This window comes from Flavobacterium sp. AED, from assembly GCF_000812945.1.
Classification (GTDB): Bacteria; Bacteroidota; Bacteroidia; order Flavobacteriales; family Flavobacteriaceae; genus Flavobacterium.
The window spans coordinates 23800-43136 of sequence record NZ_JSYM01000007.1 but is presented as its reverse complement, the minus strand read 5'-3'; the positions used below and the strand labels follow the sequence as shown (position 1 = coordinate 43136).

The window sequence follows — 19337 nt, the reverse complement described above, 5'->3', positions numbered from 1 at the left end:
TCGCATAAAATTTCCAAAAAATCGGGATAAATGAGCTTATTTTTATTTTATTTTATTTTATGCCGATTTAGATTTTTACTGAGTTTGTTGTACAGTCGGCATTACTTTTTTTGTAATTTACCAATTATTTTTCTTAATTTTGATTTTACATTTTAAATTAATTATGTCAAATAAAGCCACTTTTATTAAAAAAATAATCGAGCTACTTTCTGAAAAAAATTCTATTAAAAGAGAGATAATAGCGCAAGAGATAATTTCTGTATTTTTAGAAGCTAAAAATAAGGTTAGTTATACAGAGGAATTAAAAAAAGACTCTATTAAAAATCTAAGATATTGCATAAATGAGTTTTTATTAAAGGATAACGCTTATACTAGAGAATGTTTAGCCCAATCTGGTATATCTGAAAGTACTTGTCTAGAGGATTGATACATAACCAATAAATATTTTATTTCTGCGGTAACTATTTTTGATGCCTTTTCATATTTTTTTCTGTTAGTAATACAGCTATTTTTTAATCAATTTAGATTTTTGGAGCCGTTGTGGCAACCCTTACGGGCTGTTTGCATACAATTACTTTTTCTTTTCTTCGTCAACAATTAGTTTCAAAGAATTGATATAATCAGTATCAAATTCTATAACTCTTATTTTGTTTTGCTTAAAAGTCATTTCACCCTCAAATTTCCCTTCGGTTCCCAAAAAATCTATTACCAGTTCTTCCTCATTTAGTTCTATGAGTTTACCGAGATAAACAGCTTTGTCTGACTTTTTTGTAATCTGAAAAATCTCATATTTATTCGCTAGAAAATTTGTAATTGAAGACAAATTTTTAAGCGGAATTATTTCGGCTGCGCTTGTTTTTAAACCTTTCAGTTTAATTACTCTTTCTGTGAATTCATGATCCTTGTCTTGAATAATTGACTTTACATTTGTATTTTTTAAAATCGTATAGCCATCAATTATAAAATCAAAAGGATTATTTTTTAATAAAATCCAATCTTCAGTCCAATCAATAAGAAAACCACTAAAGATTTCTTTTTTGTCATCAAATTCTATTGTAATTAATTGTCTTAAGTATTTTTCCATTATGTTTTTTTAGTTTTGAGAACAGTCTGTTTCTAACGTCAGTTCTCCTGAAGCATCGGGACAAAAATCTCTAAACGAACTTTATTTATTAAGTAGAAAGTAAACATACAGGATTTAAACTGCAATTATTTTTCTTTTTAATTAGCACCGGTTCCGTATAACAAAGGCTTCATCGCTGGTCTTTACTTGACCAAAATCGCATCAAGATTTTTAAAGTTAAAATTTTGTAAACTTTCTAAAGTCTTATTTATTTTAAATACATCAATTTCAACTTCGTTATTCCAATTCAATGACATATAGTTAGAATTAGTTTTTGAGAATAAATGGAACATTAATTTAAAATCTTTAATATTTTCAAACTGTGGTATAAATTCATCATATGCGTAAAATTTCATTTTATAAATTCTATTATCATAATCTGTTTTTATAAAACCTACATATTGATTTTTTATAGTTTCTAATAATAGTAAAAAGTTACTTATTCCTTCTTGTAATCTATAAATTAAAAAATACAGAGTTACTAATCCTAATTCAGGATGTACGCCAACCTTATCACCACTTATTTTGACAAGAATATCATCTAAATATTCGTCTGAAAAAGGAACTGAACTTATATATTCCAAGGTATATATATGTCTAAGAGTTAAATCTTCAAATCTTTTCAAAACTTCAAGATAATTACCTTTAACTCCATAAAATTCAATATTATAGCATTTATACCATTTGTCATAATTGTAGTTTTGATTAAAATCAAATCTTTTTGTTAACACTTGATATAATAGACATATTTTATTGTATTCCTCTTGACCCATTTTTATTGGTTTTATGTTTCGGTATTTGGATAACCTAGCTCACAACTTTCCCACGCTTTGCAATGTTTGGGACTTTATAGCAGAGTATTTTTGGTTGAACGGAATTATGATCAAAAACGATAATTCCACAAAAGGCCCAATCTTGTAAAACTGCTATGTTTCACAACCACAATCTGATTCAGTCGTCAAGCCTAAATTTATCTCCTTTTCTATTATTTCGTATTCGCAATCACAAACGTTTTCAAATTTTTCAGAAATTGTACAATTATGAAAAGCTCTGCAAATCTCACTCCATAGTTTTGGATATGACTTAAGTATATTTCCAAGTCTTTCTTTTACATCAAGACTATAAATGCATTCTAAATCTTTACACCGCAAACATGTTCTCGGTTTCTTAGTTTTAAACCAACTTTCAGGTAAATCATAATCCGTAAGATCGAAAGTATGTTCACCACTTGTATATTGCTTCCCGTTAAATTGCAAACAGAAAAGCATTGTACATGATTATTGTCTGATCGATCTTCTAGGATAATGTAGATATGTTCTAATGGGGTTCCAGCTGATATAACTCTAACAATATCACCTTTTTTGATTTTTCTTGGTCTCATGCCCTTTTTTTTAAGCTTCCTGCCGACGTCCGGTAATATAACTATTTTTGGACCAAATTAAGATTCAGTTTTCGGTTATCACTAAACTCCCAAATACAAAACCAGTTTCCCATTAAGTCAATTGTCCAAATCCGTTTTAGTAGCTATTGGTGTCTGGCTCTTAAGATTTTTCTTTTACTCCGATATCTACTAAAAAATGTTTCTCCTTATATTTTTTGTATAGACTAATTGTCATTCCATCAAATCCCAAATTCATTTCTTTAATCAAATCTTTTTCTATTAAAAGTATAAAGTTACTAACGGCACCAGGCTTTGGGATTTTACCTTCATACTTTTCTATTATATTATAATCACTTCTTGTTTCGAGAGCCATGAATAATTCAGAATAAAGACCTCCAATAGCCATCAATCTGAACTTTACATTATTATTGGGTAAATATGCATTTGCTAGTATCCTAAGTCTATTAAAATTATCTTTAGGTATATATTCTTTTGTACTTTCAAAAAATACTTTCTTTTCTTCATCCCAATCATATCCAAGACTATCATGATTTTTGGGATCAAGTTCTTTTTGTAAATCAATTAAAAGCCAAAACATTCTATTGTACATTCTATGAAAATTATAAAGAATAGATACAATTTCTTCTAGTTTATTTTCTCGAATTTGCTTTTGAGTATTTTTCCACGCAATTGTCGCTGAAATAACTGAGATTAATATCGCAATGATCGACAACGTATACTTAATTATTTCAGTCCAATCGATGTCCATATTTTATATTTAAGATTTCGGTTAAAGCTCGCCACTAACGTCAGTACATCTAAAACCTCTAAACGAGCTAATTTTTGTTAAATTGAATGTAAATATATGTGATTTAAACTACAATTATTTTTCTTTTTGAAAAAAGAAGTTTCATTTAGCTTTTCAAAAATGGAGTGGTAAAAAGCCTTAAAAAGTGTTCTTAGAGTACAAAAAAAATCCTTCGTAGATAGTGTTTTAGTAGATTTGGGTCAATCAGATTAAAATCCAGCGCATATTGTAGATTGAAAAAATCAATGATTATTTGCTCACTGTTGTGGGCACAGTTTAAAAAACTGCGCTAGCGATTGTGGTATATCAGCGCAATCGGGGTTATTTGATGTATAGTCGTTGTAGTTTATCATAAATCTCGCATAAAATTTTCCGGAAAATCGGAATAAATGGGGCTGTTTTTATTTTATGCCGATTTAGTTTTTTACCGAGTTTATTGTATAGTCGGCATTACTTTTTTTGTGATTTACCAATTATTTTTCTTAATTTCGATTTAACTTTTTAAAATTAATTATGTCAAATAAAGTCAGGTTTTTAAAAAAAATAATTGAGCTACTTTCTGAAAAAAATTCTATTAAAAAAGAGATAATCGCGCAAGAGATAATTTCTATATTTTTAGAAGCTAAAAACAAGGATAATTACACTGAGGAATTAAAAAAAGACTCTCTTAAAAATCTAAGATATTACATAAATGAATTTTTACTAGAGGATAACGCTCATACTAGAGAATGTATCGCTCAATCTGGTATATCTGAAAGTACTTGTATAGAGGATTGATACATAGCCAATACATATTTTATTTCTGCGGTAACTATTTTTGATGCCTTTTTATATTTTTTTCTGTTAGTAATACAGCTGTTTTTTAATCAATTTAGATTTTTGGAGCCGTTGTGGAAACGGTTAAGGGCTGTTTGCATACAATTACTTTTTCTTTTCTTCGTCAACGATTAGTTTCAAAGAATTGATATAATCAGTATCAAATTCTATAACTCTTATTTTGTTTTGCTTAAAAGTCATTTCACCCTCAAATTTCCCTTCGGGTCCCAAAAAATCTATTACCAGTTCTTTTTCATTTAGTTCTATTAGTTTACCGAGATAAACCGCTTTATCTGACTTTTTTGCAATTTGAAAAATCTCATATTTATTCACTAGAAAACTTATAATTGAAGTCAAATCTTTAAGCGGAATTATTTCTTCTGCGCTTGTTTTTAAACCTTTCAGTTTAATTACTCTTTCTGTGAATTCATGATCTTTGTCTTGAATAATTGACTTTACATTTGTATTTTTTAAAATCGTATAGCCATCAATTATAAAATCAACAGGATTGTTTTTTAGTAAAATCCAATCTTCAGTCCAATCAATAAGAAAACCACTAAAAATTTCTTTTTTGTCATCAAATTCTAATGTAATTAATTGTCTTAAGTATTTTTCCATTATGTTTTTTTAAGTTTTGAGAACAGTCTGTTTCTAACGTCAGTTCTCCTGAAGCATCGGGACAAAAACCTCCGTTCAAACTTATTTTTATTAATTAGAAAGTAAACATATGAGATTTGAACTAATATTATTTCTCTTTTTACAACTACATTCGGTTCGATCCAACACAGGTTTCATTATTCGTGCTACGCACGCAACGAAACCTTGCTGTTAGTTTTAACTAAATTTATTGATTATTTCGATAGATATTTTCCGTAATGTTTCTGGACTAATTCCCATTGAAAAATGCTTATGAAAATAAATATTCCCAACTTTGTTTAAATCTGTTCTATTCATCGATTGCTTATCTAAATTGGCGAATTTTAAAAACAATCCAGTCTTCCGATTTATATATTTTAGATAATTTATTAATCCCCAAAATAAGAAAATTTGCTTCTCGGGATCATTCAGTAGTTTATCCAGTTCTATCAGATGATTTTTGTTTTCTGGAGATAAAAGATATTCATTGAATTGTTTATAATTTAATGACGACATTCCTGTTGTCGGAAATCCTATGATTTCTATAAAAGATATTTTGTCAGCGAGGTTATTTTCAAGGTTCAATCTTGAAATTGCGTTATGATACTTTTTACCTTCGCCGTCGTATTTTGGGTGTAAAAAAGGATGATGAATGTTATACTTCTTCCAAAACTTTACTCCATCAGCCAAGTATTCTTTAACAAGGTCGAATATTAACGATTCCTCAATATTTATTGCCCAGTTCGGATCTTTACCAACAAACAAAACTTTCGCATCACTAGGATTTGCACCTTGAAAATTTCTTTCATTGTACAAATTGATTAACGCTTGTGACGGATGTTTCTGAAAATTGTTGTTCATCATTTCGATTGGGTTTGTCATAAAATTACCACCAACTTATTTAAACCAGCCATAAAGTACTGCAATCCACCCAAATTAGGTTGGCTTTGTACAAAAAATACATTTTTTACTATGCTTTTCAAACATACAAAACTATTTTCACAACCCGCACCTTAATAAAACTACCTCTGGTTCCATTCAATACTAGTTTCATTGTTCGTGCTGAGCACGCAACGGAACTCTAGCTATTAGCGGTAGTTTTTCATGTTCGTCAATGTTGATTAATTTAATGTCATTTGAAACAAACTAACAGTTGCATTGTCATAGTGTGCAGGTAATCCTTCTGTATTCTGAAGTTTTAATAATCCCAAAAAGTCAAAACCACATTTTGAATAGTAACTAATAAGTCCTGGGTTGTCGCCAACTGTGTCCATACGAATAAACTTTTTCTTATTGTCAAAGGCATATTGTTTTGCCCATTCTATTATGTGTCCGACAAGATTTTGTCCTCTAAAGTCTGGATTTGTTGCAATTCTGTGAATATATAGTGCAGGATCATTATTTCTTTCTTCCCAAATTTGTGGGTCGTTAAATGTTGTTGCCCAAACACAAGCAATTTTATTATCTATTAATATTTTCCATTGTCTATTCTCTGCAATTTCAGTTTCGACCAAACTTCTTTCAAATTCAGGCCAATGCACAGTAAACCTTGTCTTCTGGAAGTCTGTGGCAATTTTATATAGACGAAATATTTCGTTGATGTCTTCTGTTAAGCTGTTTTTTATATCCATAACTTTCTGTCAATTTGCTTACTGTATTTCTTATTTGTTGGTCTGTCCTGAAATGGCAGGCAACGTCAGTTCGTCTAAAAACCTCAAAACGAACTTTACTTTGTTATTGCTCCGGTTTCATTCAACCCAGCCTTCATTGTTCGTGCTGCGCACGCAACGAAAACTTAGCTGTTACTAGTAATAATTACTAATAACCGAATATACTAATTTTATCAGGGTTTGTTAAGTAATTTTCAGGAGTCATAGAAAATTGATGTTGAATTTTATTATTTCCGTCAATGACTCCATGATCCATTTGAGTTTGAAATACTATCTTTTGGATTATATCTTGAATTTCTTCAATGAACGTTTTATAGTAAACTGGATTAAAATAAACATTGTTTGTATGTGCTATAATAATCATTGTTATATCCGATTTTAAATTATCTCTTTTTCGTAGTTGTTCACCTAAGTTTTTATATAATTGTTTATCTTGTTGGAAATAACTTAAAATAAAATATGTTTTGTTTTCTTTTTGTTTAGGGAGTAAAGTTACAAACACATTTTCCATTCTACTGTCTGAATGCGGAATAGAATTACCCTCGAAATCAAAGTCTAAATAGAATGATGACGATGCTGCTATAGGATAAAATTGTGGCAATTCAAATACTTCACTTTCAATAATAGAATAATCTTTAAGTTGAATTGCTTTATCAAATTTTTTTTTATTTTCTATTATATCAATTACAGATTGATCTTCAAAATTTTGTGAAGTTGAAACTTCTCTTTTTTTATGACTGGCAATAACAAAACCACGATAAGCAAATAAAAAATTTTGTTCTTGAGAATTTGAATAGCCAACAGTTTCTATAGGATAAAATATCGAATCGTGTATATTGCAAAAACCTAAGAAAGTTGATGCAAAGTTCTTTTGAACTTCTTCGCCTACAATTTTTCCTTTTTTAAATGTGTAGCCCATGACTATACCATTTTCAGATATTTCACTTAAAATTCCATTATTCTGTATGGAATGTGCCGCACTTACAATTATTTCACCAGATCCATCAACTTTACACATGGAAGGACTTGCTTCGGGATGCCAACATATTTTACTTGTCCTAATCCCTCTTTTCATGACTTCTTTTTGAATAACCGTAAAATTATCTTGTGTAATATCTGTTAAATTGAATTTGTCAAAAACATTATAAGCCAATGGACCTCTCATTCGAATGTTTGGTAACTTTTTGACTGTATTAAGAAATTCATCATACATAGTTGGATTAATACCGCCCATCCTGAAATCACGCATAACTTCGAATGTTTTCTCGAAGTTTATTTGTGGATTTTCTAAAATGTTTAAGTAGTTTACCATAGATTATTATTATCTTAAAGAGTTTAAATTATTGCTGTAACGTTCCCACGCTTCAAGCGGTTTGTGGATTTATAAGCAGAGCATTTTCGGCTAAGCGAAAATATGAAAAAAAATGCTAATTCCACTAAATCCTTAGTCAAGCCAAGCCTGTTAGCGGCTGGCATTATGTTTATCCTTAAAGTTATTAATAAATTTGTAAGTTTTAATATTTACTTCAAATGGTGTCCGTTTTATTGCAATTAAATCATCAAGAAGCAAAATCGTTCTAATAATGCAACGTCTGCATTCTTGTCTATGAGGTTCAGAGTGAACTCCTTTGTTTGATAATTCGTAAAGTTTGTTCCATTCTTCAAAAAGAGATGTTGTATTTGTTACAATTAGATCAATATTCGTTTCGCTTTTAAGTTCTCTTTTCGCAAACTCTAAAAGTCTATTTTTATATTTATCTTTTTTTAGAGAATGTCCGTCAATAATGTCGTTTGTCGCTGGAAATAAACAATCTGTTACATATTCAAAAACTCTTCTGCAAGAAGTCATTGCTTGTGCATATTGTTCCCCTGTTTGAGCATTTGAAAAAGTGTTATTAATTGACCAAAGCTTGTCTGTCAAATCTGGTGCAGTATCCGTTAATTTTGCTATTATTTCATCTGTTATTGTCGAAAATATTGATTCTGTCCCTTTTTTCCATTCCGTTGTTCTCCTCGCATTTTCATAATTATGCTTATCGTCCAATAAACTGTATCTATAATTTGAAAATTCAGTGTCAATATTATCAAAGGGGATCTTTTTTAGTCGCCCTTCAATATCTTTTACATACTCTTGGCTTTCAATCTCATCGTTGTCAACTAGAATGTTTATATCCTTGTTTAAAATTCTGAATCTCGGACCGATACATTCTCCATACAACCACCAATGTAGCTCAACTGAATTGTCAATTTCATAAGCACCTAAATATCGTTCTTCGGTCAAAAGTGCTTCGTTTAGTTTAATTGCGATTTCTTTTTGAATAGTTTCAAAACAGATAATAAACACGGTGTCTTCTACAAAGTATTTAACTTTATCGCTTATTATTCTTTTCCATGTATCGTCCTTTATTTGAAATAAGTAATTTAAAAAGTCGCTAGGGTTGTCAGCCTCAGTAATCATTTCATAAATTAAGAGGTCTCCAACAAGTATTTTCGAAGAAATAAATGGCTCGTTTAATCTTAGAAGTTTACGAAAAACAATGTCATAAAATAAACTGTCGTATCGTTCTTTAATGTCACTGCAATTAAAATGATAAGCTACTTTCATAATTGGTTGTATTTATGCTTGTCGTTGAATTGTTTATACCAGCCGAAAATTAACTCCAATCCACCCGAATTAGGCTGGCCCAGTTCCTCAAAATGACTTGTTACTGTGCTATACCAAACATACAAAATATTTTAATTATATATTTAGTTTACCACATTATACAAAAAGTATTATGCGAAAAAAAAGATGCTAATACATCTTTTCTTCTATCTTTACTAATTATTCATTACTTACGTCTATCTTCAAAATTGAATAGTGATTTGATATTGATATTTAATTCTTTATCTATGTCAAACAAAGCTTCAGCTCTTGTATTAGTTTGACCTCTTTCAATTTTCCCAATATTATTTTTTTTCTAATCCTATTCTTAATAGAGCGAGTTCCACTGATGTTTTTTTATTTCTGCTATGTGGATTTTGAATTAACTATTCCGTGAGGTTCCTTTGTTCAGCTAATAAAGCATAATTTATTTATAATGATTTTCCGTAAATGATTAAAATTATCTCTCAAATCTTCAAATAAAGATTCTTATTTCCTAGTTTTTCTTTCTTAATCACATCATCATCGGCAAGGTTTCTCATAACACCAGCAATATCTGTAGATTTAACTTTACTATCAATTTGATTTATTCTGATAAGTTCATCTCTAATTTCAGCTATCGTTTTACCATCGATTAAAAAAGCAGTATTTACAATATGCTTACGAATTTTTGCAGTTAATTTGGTTGCTTCTTTTCGTTCGGTAGATAATTGATTCAAAGGCTCTAACTTGATTTTAAAATCTACTAAATTCTCCAATGGATATTCTACAGCTTTTGCATACTCAACGTAATTATCGATATTTTTTGCTTCTCCTTTTTCGATCTTTAAAATACTACTTTTTGATATACACGTCATATCAATTATATCTTTAATTGAAAAACCTTTCTCAAGTCTAATCTCCTTTAGTTTTACACCGAGTTTTACTCTGTATATTGGCGCTTTATTCTCTTCTTTTTTAAACTGTTGAGTCATTAGAATTATATATTTTTAATGTTATTTGGTTTTTATTTTAAAACTTATTTGCATGGTTTAAATATTTTCTTATATTTGTATTAGCGAATTGACAATTAGCCTTTTTTGGCATAATTAAAACGATGTTTTCTCGACTCAAAATGACCAATTTTATCTTCGAGAGTATCGTGAAGTCGCTCCATGTCAAAAAGTTTCTTACTTTTGCATACGGCATGCGAGCGGTTCTCACGTTAGCTTTAGAAGATAACTTTTAAATCGAAAGATTTAGAAGACGGGTTTGGTCGCCCATGAGTCTAAAGTGTGAGGCCGCTCCTTGCTTTTTTCTGCAAGTACTCTTCATTCTGCGAAATACATCGTTCCATAAACCTATAAATTATGAGAACGATTTTTTTATGTACAACCGTTATCAAACCACCTTAACTACTTGCTAAAGGCAAACAGCCTTTTGTTATCCCAAAACTGAAATAAACATTGTGTTAGGATAGAGAAACACCGAGAAGTACTTTTACCAGAGCACTTCCTCCATCAGAATTTTTAGTACTGATGTGTTTAACTCCACCTTGATAAAAAAGGGAACTATATAAAATAATTATCCCTTATATATCTAACCTCAACCCAAGCCTAAAATGCTTTTGGCACTTAGATTTAAGCTTTTTCTCTTTAAACTCGCACTTTAAAAGTATTGTCTTTATTTCTATTTTCCAAATGGTATATTAAAATCTTTAGAGTTTGTTTCAGGAAGGGGAGCAAAAGGGGTTTTTAAACCGAAAAACAAACCGCGTATTTATCAAATAAAAAATAATTTCTTAGTTGGAAGTGAACGTTTATACCGAACGGCAACTAAAAATTGGGACTAAAAATTTTAAAAAAAAACTCCTATGATTATATAAGTCATTCATAACTATAAACTCCTGCACCGAAAGGTCCTTTGAATAAAAACACCTAGTTAATTTAATTTGAATTTGTTAATAAAAGGTGCAGGTTATTTAGTTGTACATATCAAACATAAACTAACCGCAACCCTTCGCCTATGACAAAATAAAGGCTTATGCCTTCGCGGCAATGCACAAAAAAAGACCCTCTAACTCGTCTGGAAAGTAGTATAGAGGACCATTGCTAACAAAACTAACGTTTCATTTAACTATACTGATATTATGAAATGAGCATAACGCTAATGCGATGCAAGCATCAATAACTATTTGCGAATTATATGACCGATAAAAAACAACACATGAAAATTATTTCATTAAATAAAGGGTTAGGAGTCGATCCTGAAAATCAATCTTCCTTTTTCATACCACCATTACGCCAGATCTCAATGGTTATACAACTGGTTTTATAGCATCCAAAAATTGATAAAATGAAATACTACAAACAAATAAAAGTTGTATTAATAGTGGGATTAATAGCACTTATATGCCTTTGGCTTTATGGTTGCGAAATAAAACGGCCGTTTTTAAAGATGTAAAAACAGGTACAGCAGCCCTTTCCGACTGCTAAGCCCAAATGCAGGATTATAGTATGATTACTGGGAAACACCGAAAGGTCCTTTGAATAAAAAACACCTAGTTAATTTAAATTTATTAATAAAAGGTGCCGGTTATTTGGTAATATCTAATAATCATAAACTAACACATAAACCTATGCACTTATGATATAGTAAAAACACCCTCCCTAAAGACTTTAAGGCATTCGATTGGATGACTTTAAGACTAAAGAAAAAGGCCTTCTAACTCGTCCCGAAACCAGAATAGAAGGCCATAGCAAAACAAAATTCGCATTTCATTTAACCAAACCAATATTATGAAAATTAATTCATTAAACAAAGGGTTGGGAGCACTTTGGTATCCGCTTATTTTTAGCTTATGCCTATGCTGTACCTCAGCTTTAGCTCGCAACACCTTGCGGTTTTCCGTTTCTCAACAACAATCTCAGATCAATGGTACTGTAAGCGATGGCACTAGCCCATTACCGGGCGTTAGCATTTCGGTAAAAGGGCAGCAAAAAATGGTCGTTTCTGACTTCGACGGGAAATTCACTATAACGGTATCACCCAACGACATTCTTATTTTTACTTACATTGGTTTTAGGACCGTTATGATTCCGGTTGAAGGCCGTTCTATAATCAATATTAAAATGCAGGAAGACGCAACTGCGCTACAGGAAGTCAAAATCAATGCGGGTTATTATTCTGTAAAAGAAAGCGAACGCACCGGTAGTATTGCGAAAATCACGGCAAAGGATATTGAAAAACAACCTGTAACGAATGTGCTTGCTGCTATGCAGGGCAGAATGGCTGGTGTGAGTATTACGCAGACTACTGGCGTACCCGGAGGGGGATTTGATATCCAGATACGAGGATTGAACAGTGTACGAACTAATGGCAACAACCCGCTTTTTATTATCGACGGAGTGCCTTATTCTACCGATCCGATAGGAAGCGGGCAGGCATCTCCAATACTGCCCGGGCAACCAAGCCCGCTGAACAGCATCAATCCCGAACAGATTGAGAGTATCGAAGTATTGAAGGATGCTGATGCTACGGCTATATATGGTTCTCGTGGTGCCAACGGTGTTGTATTGATTACCACCAAGAAAGGCAAGAGGGGTGGGACGCAATTTACCGCCAATGTTTCAAAAGGAGTGGGGACTGTTACCCGATTTATGGATTTGCTGAATACCCCACAGTATCTTGCCATGCGTGAACAAGCCTTTGCGAATGACGGTATCAGTCCTTTACCTAACAATGCCTACGATGTGAACGGCACTTGGGACAGGAACCGCTATACAGACTGGCAGGAAACACTGCTAGGCAATACTAGTGAAATCACTACGCTGTCTTCTTCTGTTTCGGGAGGTTCAGCTGGTACACAGTATCTTGCCAGCGGAAGTTTTAACAAACAGACAACGGTATTTCCTGGTGCTTTCAATTACAAGAAAGCCAATTTTAACCTGAATGTAAACCATGAATCTGAAAACAAACGCTTCCATTCGATCTTTACGGTAGGCTACACGATACAGCATAACCTTCAACCCCGTGAGGATCTGATGACCTCGGCTTTGTCTTTAGCACCCAATGCGCCTGCACTCTATAAAGGAGACGGGAGCCTGAACTGGGAAAATAGCACATGGATCAATCCGTTGAGCAGCCTTGAAGGCGAATATGAGGCAAAAACCTACGACCTGATTGCCAATTCAGTATTATCGTATCAGATCAGTAAAAATTTTGAAATCAAGTCGAATTTTGGTTATACTTCCACCGATAACAATGAAACTGCCGCATTGCCTTCCACACAGTATGATCCTGCCTATGGAGTAGGAGCTTCTTATTCGGCTTTGAAAGTTGGAACGATGTCCCGTAAATCATGGATTATTGAACCGCAACTTAATTACAAGGAGCAGTTTGGGAAATTGGGCTTGGACGTATTGGCAGGAAGCAGCTTTCAATCGCAACAAGGAAGAATGAGGGATGACCTTGGACAGGGCTTTTCAAGCAACAGCCTTATCTATAACCTTGCCTCAGCCTCGGTAAAAAGTATATTGCTGAGTCAAGAGCAGGAATACCGCTATGCAGCCTTTTTTGGAAGGATAAACCTCAACTGGAACGGCAAGTATATAATGAACTTGACGGGAAGACGCGATGGCTCCAGCCGATTTGGACCTGGCAAGCAGTTTGCCAGTTTTGGTGCTATAGGTGGAGCGTGGCTTTTTTCACGTGAAGATATGTTGAAGGACAGCAAAATAGTAAGCTTTGGCAAGATCAGGGCAAGCTATGGCGTGACAGGAAGTGACCAGATAGGTGATTATCAATACCTAGACACTTATGGTTCTACCGGTAGTAACTATGGAGGTGTCATAGGGTTGGAGCCTACAAGACTCTTTAACCCGGCGTTTGGGTGGGAAACCAACCGAAAACTAGAGGCTGCGGTGGAAGCAGGGTTCTTAAACGACCGTATTTTTATTACGGCTGGTTGTTACAAGAATCGGTCCTCGAACCAACTGGCAGGAATGCCACTGCCAGGAACAACGGGATTCTCCTCGATACAATCCAATCTGGCCGCTACGGTGGAGAATAAAGGATTTGAAGGGACTTTGAGAACTGTTATTGTACAGACCCAAGATTTCAATTGGACAAGCAACCTGAACATCACCGTTTCGCGCAACAAGCTGATTGCCTTTCCAGATCTTGAATCCTCGACGTACAAAAATATTTATTCTATTGGAGAACCCTTAAATATCAAAAAGGTGTATCAGTTTACTGGAGTCGATCCCGCAACGGGACTCTATACTTTTGCGGACCGAGATGGCGATGGAAAAATAACCTTTAGCGGCGACCGAACACTGGTAAAGGATTTTAACCCCCAATTTTTTGGAGGCTTTCAAAATAGTTTTCGTTATAAAAAACTGCAATTGGATTTTTTATTCCAGTTTGTGAAGCAGGAGAATTACAACGCTACTGCTTTTTTTGCCCCAGCTGGTATGCTGTCGCAACAACCTACAAACGTTCTTGACAGTTGGAAACAGCCAGGGGACATCGCCTCACACCAAATGTATACTACAGGAGCAAATGGTGAGGCGGCTAATGCGGCAAGCCGATACGCCGGCAGTGATGCGGCAATCACTGACGCGTCCTATATACGGTTGAAAAACATTTCACTTTCCTATGATCTTCCTCTCCAGTTTGTAAAAGATATGCGTTGTAAAGTATTTGTCGAAGGACAGAACCTGTTGACTTTTACCCGATATGCAGGTGCCGATCCAGAATTCAAATCAACAGGCTATCTACCACCACTGCGTGTCTTTAGTGCAGGGCTACAAATCACCTTTTAACTTAAATCTTATGAAAATGAAAAAATATAGTAGGAATATTTGTTCAGAGCTTTCAATATATGCCTGTAGAAAGCCTCTTTTTTTATCACTCTATGTGCTTATGCTTTGCTTCTTGCTGAACGGTTGTGATAGCTTTGTGGAAGTTGATCTTCCCAGTGACCAGCTTATCTCCAATGGCGTCTTTGAAGAAAAGTCGACTGCCGATGCTGCGATGACAGAAGTTTATGCAAAAATTAGAGGAGCCGGATTATTGACCGGTTCTGCTGATGGACTTTCGGTTGTACTGGGCAACTATAGTGATGAGCTCGATTTTTATGGTGAATCCTATCTTGGCACTTTATCGTATTATAATAATTCGCTAACCGCTGCAAATGTTGATGTAAAAAACTTGTGGGACAGCAGTTACAATCAAATTTATTCCGTGAATGCCATTATAGAAGGAGTAGAGCTGTCCAAGACACTTCCGCAGGAATACAAAGACCAGCTAAAGGGCGAAGCGCTCTTCGTGCGAAGCCTGATCCATTTTTACCTTGCCAATGTTTTTGGAGCCGTGCCGTATGTAAGCACGACGGATTATAAGACGAACAGCAATGTTACAAGAACAGCCCTAGCTGACGTTTATGCCAAAGCAAAAGCTGATTTGGAAACAGCCATCTTACTGTTGCCTGAAAACTATGTTGTTGCAGACCGAACACGTCCCAATAAATACACGGCACAGGCCTTGCTCGCCCGTGTAGCGCTTTATGAGGGATCGTGGAACGAAGCTTCAAACGCTGCATCTGCTGTGCTGAATAATACGCAACTGTATGTATTTGAAAGCGATCTTTCGAAAATCTTTCTGAATAGCAGTACCACTACGATATGGCAACTAAGTCCGGAAAATGCAGGAGGAAACACCTATGAAGGTGCCAGTTTTATTTTTACTGGCGGAACACCCCCGCTTTCGGCTATCAGCATGGGATTGATGTCGGGTTTTGAGCCAGGCGACCTTCGTAAAGCAACATGGACCAAAGCAGTGACAAACGGAAGCCAGACTTGGTACCATCCCTATAAATACAAACAAAAGGAAAACACATCTACCTCGATGGAATTTTCTATCATTTTCAGAATCGGAGAACTTTACCTGATCAGGGCGGAAGCCAGGGCTAAGGCAGGAGACCTGATTGGAGCCAAGGAAGATTTGAATATCATCCGCAGTACTGCAGGACTTGCTGATACCAATGCCATTTCGCAGGAGGAAATCCTGCAGGCTATCTTGCGCGAAAGAAGGGTAGAACTGTTTACCGAATTTGGTCATCGCTTTTTTGACCTGAAACGATTTGGAGTGATTAATCCGGTACTTTCTGCTGTAAAGCCCGGCTGGGATACCAATGACGTCTTGTTTCCAATTCCGGAAACGGAAATAAATTTGAACCCGAATTTGGAACCTCAAAATTCAGGATACTAATGGAGTCGATCTATAACATTAAAAATTTCATCTTGATTTGGTTAATTTGTTTTCTTTCTGCCTGCCCGCTTTTTGGGCAGGTCAAGAAAGTAAAGCTATTGACACAGGATGACTATGGTAAGTGGAGCCAAATGATCCGTGAGGGTATTTCTGATAATGGGAATTGGGTGCAGTATCAATTGGTCTATGATTCAGGGAATGATACGTTGTTTGTAAGGAATTTGAAAGGCAAAAAGGTTTTGGCTGCTGCAAAAGGGTATGATGGCCAATTTTTTAACGGCAACTCGTTTGTTTATATGCTTCCTGATAAAAAAATAGGAATTTCAAACCTAACGAATGGAAGGGAAAAGAAGATTGAAGGTGTTGGAAATTATCAGATTGCGGACAACGGTGGTTTTCTGTTACTTACTTCCAATGAAGAAGACGGTACAACAACCATAAAGGTATTAGATTCAGATTGTACGGTGATCGAAACGATAAAAAGTGTCAGCTCCTTTATGATTAGTCCAGATCGCAACTCTTTTGTGTATTGCCATACTGACGGTGGAAATAAGAAAGTAACATTGTTGGCCTTTTTAGATCATAAAGTTCAAAAGAAAATAATAGCATCAGGCAACTATGCCTATTTCAATCCAGTCTGGCAACCTAACAGCAATGCCGTAGCTTTCTTAGGGCAGCCAATCCTAAAAACTGGTTCATCGGGGCCTGAAGTTTTTTTCTATACCGTGCCCGAAGATAAAAGTTATAGTTTCAGCATGACGCAAAATAGTTCTCTTAAAGGATTTGATTTCAATGGCTATAGCAGTTCTTCCCTTATTGTTTCGGATGATGGGATGCGGGTCTTTTTTACGCTCAAGGATCAAGAGGAAAGCAGCAATAAGGAACGTGCATCAGATGTTGAGGTATGGAATGCATCAGATTCAAACCTGTATCCATATCTAAAGCAATCTGGTAGACAGTGGTATACTAAATTGGGTGTTTGGGAACCTCTTAGCGGGAGGATACTGATTGCAGGTAAAGGAAAGCAGGATGTTTATAGGCTTAATGGAAATCAACAGTATGCTATCACAAGTGATGTATTTCCTTATTTGCCGAGTGACAAGGAAAGGCCTGAAGCAGATTATTATGTTACCAATCTGCTTACTGGAGAGGCCTCGCTTTTTTTACGTCAGGTACCTTTCGAAAATGCTGCTTTGGTATTTTCGCCAAATGGAAAGTCGGTTGCCTACTTTAGGGAAAACGAATGGAAAGTATATAATTTTGCCGACAAGACCCATATTACGATGCCATCTACAGTACCACTTGCGTACGAAGGAGATTATAGTGCACCAAGAAGTCCTTACGGATTTGCAGGCTGGACTGGAGATGGTAACAGCTTAGTGTTGTATGACCAATTTGACCTCTGGTCGTTTTCAATAGATGGTAAAGAGAGCAAACGACTGACCAGGGGAAGGGAAGAGGGAATCATTTTTCGTATTGCTGACATTGGCAATGCTCGTTCAATAGATCAATCGTGGCTTTTCGAAACAGGGAAAGAGATTTATCCTGCCAGTGCTATTCTATTGGATGCCCAGAGCGAGGACAACGACAAGAGTGGTTATGCCGTTTTATCTCCAAATGGAAAGGTAAACATCAAGACTTTTAGGGATAAGAAACTAAGCAGACTTAAAAAAGCTAAAAATAAGGATATCTTTATTTATAGGCAGGAAGATTATGATTTGCCACCACAAATTGTAGTTGCCCATGGCAATAAATGGAAAGATGATGTTGTTTTTAAAAGCAATCCGCAACATAGGCATTATTCATGGGGGCATTCTGAATTAATCTCCTATCGAAATAGTGCAGGTGAGTCTTTGAAAGGGGTTTTATTTTATCCTTTTGACTATCATCCTGAAAAAAAATACCCAATGGTTGTGCGGATTTATGAAAAACAAGGCGCCACTCTGCATACCTACATTGCTCCCTCCTTGTATAATACAACGGGGTACAATACTTCAAACCTAACAAGCCAAGGATACTTTGTACTGCATCCCGATATCAATTATACCATTGGTAATCCGGGTGTTTCAGCGGCAGATTGTGTGATTGCTGCCACCAATGCTGTTATTTCAAAGGGGTGCATTGATTCTGGAAGAATAGGCCTGATTGGGCAGTCCTTTGGAGGTTATGAAACTTTTTTTATTGCCTCGCAAACGAAATTATTTGCGACTGCTATAGCTGGTGCCGGCGTCTCTGATATGAGCAGTTTTTATCTTTCAATGGGATGGAATTACAGCACACCTGATGCATGGCGTTTTGAACACCAACAGTTTCGCATGGGGAAGACACTTTTTGAAGATACTGAAGGCTATAGTAGAAATTCGGCTATTACATTTGCCCGTGATTTTTCAACCCCGATTTTGTCGTGGACAGGGGATTCTGATAAGCAAGTCAATCCAGAACAAAGCATGACCTTCTATATGGCAATGAGAAGATTGAAAAAGAATCATGTTATGCTGAGGTATCCCAAAGAAGGCCATGTTATTGTGGATATGGTTCGTCAGGCTGACCTGAGTTCAAAAATTATGGATTGGTTTAATCATTATCTTAAAGATTGTCCCAAACCAGACTGGAGTAGTCCGGAATAGAATTTGCATTAAAAAGCGATGCGGTTAATCATTGATTAACCGCATCGTACTTTTAAAATACAACGAAGATCGTTATACTTTTTTGTAAAGTGTTTGTGGACAAGAGGCATCACTTTCATTTATTTTGCCTTTTAATGTCTGCAACGATGGTGTCTTGCAGATGTCATTTAAAATGGTACTACACATGATGTCCTGAACACAAGGATGCAGGGCATCCACAAATAAGTAACCACGCTGATCACCCGGTGCTGCTTTTACAGTACCCATTGACATTGTTGCAAATGCTCCTAGCGATCCCAAAATAACGACTGCCAAAGGCATCATCAGTTTTTTAAAATTTGTTCTCATAATAAAAAGTATTAATGTTTATGATCTACTCTG

The 19337-nt window shown here is 34.9% G+C and carries 16 protein-coding genes; 5 read left to right on the top strand and 11 right to left on the bottom strand.

The window, feature by feature from the left end:
• The first annotated feature begins 163 nt into the window (after positions 1-163).
• Positions 164-427: a hypothetical protein gene (locus OA85_RS16280; RefSeq protein WP_039110899.1), complete on the top strand. Its 264-nt coding sequence runs from the start codon at positions 164-166 to the stop codon at positions 425-427.
• A gap of 144 nt (positions 428-571) precedes the next feature.
• On the opposite strand, the gene OA85_RS16275 is transcribed toward OA85_RS16280, so the two are convergent.
• The 4 genes from OA85_RS16275 to OA85_RS16260 form a co-directional block, all read right to left on the bottom strand.
• Positions 572-1084 (bottom strand): hypothetical protein, encoded by a 513-nt coding sequence (locus OA85_RS16275; protein WP_029286547.1) that lies wholly within the window; start codon positions 1082-1084, stop codon positions 572-574.
• Between the two features lie 182 nt (positions 1085-1266).
• Entirely contained in the window at positions 1267-1896 is a 630-nt protein-coding gene (locus OA85_RS16270) for a hypothetical protein (protein WP_039110898.1), read from the bottom strand.
• Between the two features lie 153 nt (positions 1897-2049).
• Positions 2050-2391 carry a hypothetical protein gene (locus OA85_RS16265; RefSeq protein WP_039110897.1) on the bottom strand — a complete coding sequence of 114 codons (342 nt, stop codon included), beginning with the start codon at positions 2389-2391 and terminating at the stop codon, positions 2050-2052.
• 273 nt (positions 2392-2664) lie between these two features.
• Entirely contained in the window at positions 2665-3273 is a 609-nt protein-coding gene (locus OA85_RS16260; protein WP_039110896.1) for a hypothetical protein, read from the bottom strand.
• A 552-nt stretch (positions 3274-3825) separates the two neighbouring features.
• Between OA85_RS16260 and OA85_RS16255 the strand changes: the two genes are divergently transcribed.
• Positions 3826-4089 carry a hypothetical protein gene (locus tag OA85_RS16255; RefSeq protein WP_039110895.1) on the top strand — a complete coding sequence of 88 codons (264 nt, stop codon included), beginning with the start codon at positions 3826-3828 and terminating at the stop codon, positions 4087-4089.
• Between the two features lie 144 nt (positions 4090-4233).
• Here OA85_RS16255 and OA85_RS16250 read toward each other — a convergent pair whose 3' ends face one another.
• The 6 genes from OA85_RS16250 to OA85_RS16225 form a co-directional block, all read right to left on the bottom strand.
• Positions 4234-4746, bottom strand: coding sequence for a hypothetical protein (locus OA85_RS16250; RefSeq protein WP_039110894.1), 513 nt, complete (start codon positions 4744-4746; stop codon positions 4234-4236).
• A gap of 216 nt (positions 4747-4962) precedes the next feature.
• Positions 4963-5628: a hypothetical protein gene (locus OA85_RS17125; protein WP_156129478.1), complete on the bottom strand. Its 666-nt coding sequence runs from the start codon at positions 5626-5628 to the stop codon at positions 4963-4965.
• Positions 5629-5885: 257 nt separating this feature from the next.
• Positions 5886-6395, bottom strand: coding sequence for an N-acetyltransferase (locus OA85_RS16240; protein WP_039110893.1), 510 nt, complete (start codon positions 6393-6395; stop codon positions 5886-5888).
• A gap of 187 nt (positions 6396-6582) precedes the next feature.
• Positions 6583-7746 carry a hypothetical protein gene (locus OA85_RS16235; protein WP_039110892.1) on the bottom strand — a complete coding sequence of 388 codons (1164 nt, stop codon included), beginning with the start codon at positions 7744-7746 and terminating at the stop codon, positions 6583-6585.
• Between the two features lie 150 nt (positions 7747-7896).
• Positions 7897-9039: a hypothetical protein gene (locus OA85_RS16230; protein WP_039110891.1), complete on the bottom strand. Its 1143-nt coding sequence runs from the start codon at positions 9037-9039 to the stop codon at positions 7897-7899.
• 506 nt (positions 9040-9545) lie between these two features.
• Entirely contained in the window at positions 9546-10052 is a 507-nt protein-coding gene (locus OA85_RS16225; RefSeq protein WP_039110890.1) for a RodZ family helix-turn-helix domain-containing protein, read from the bottom strand.
• Between the two features lie 1803 nt (positions 10053-11855).
• Here OA85_RS16225 and OA85_RS16220 point away from each other — a divergent pair.
• Genes OA85_RS16220 through OA85_RS16210 form a run of 3 tightly spaced genes read left to right on the top strand, consistent with a single transcriptional unit; the run spans position 11856 to position 18956 of the window.
• The gene (locus OA85_RS16220) at positions 11856-14882 is read left to right on the top strand and encodes a SusC/RagA family TonB-linked outer membrane protein (RefSeq protein ID WP_039110889.1); all 3027 of its coding nucleotides are present in this window, start codon (positions 11856-11858) and stop codon (positions 14880-14882) included.
• Positions 14883-14898: 16 nt separating this feature from the next.
• Entirely contained in the window at positions 14899-16329 is a 1431-nt protein-coding gene (locus tag OA85_RS16215) for a RagB/SusD family nutrient uptake outer membrane protein (RefSeq protein ID WP_039111001.1), read from the top strand.
• Positions 16329-18956: a prolyl oligopeptidase family serine peptidase gene (locus tag OA85_RS16210; RefSeq protein WP_039110888.1), complete on the top strand. Its 2628-nt coding sequence runs from the start codon at positions 16329-16331 to the stop codon at positions 18954-18956. The genes OA85_RS16215 and OA85_RS16210 overlap by 1 nt, the downstream gene beginning before the upstream one ends.
• Before the next feature lie 72 nt (positions 18957-19028).
• Here OA85_RS16210 and OA85_RS16205 read toward each other — a convergent pair whose 3' ends face one another.
• A complete protein-coding gene (locus tag OA85_RS16205; RefSeq protein ID WP_039110887.1) occupies positions 19029-19304 on the bottom strand; it encodes a hypothetical protein in 276 nt (91 codons plus the stop codon).
• Positions 19305-19337: the final 33 nt, after the last annotated feature.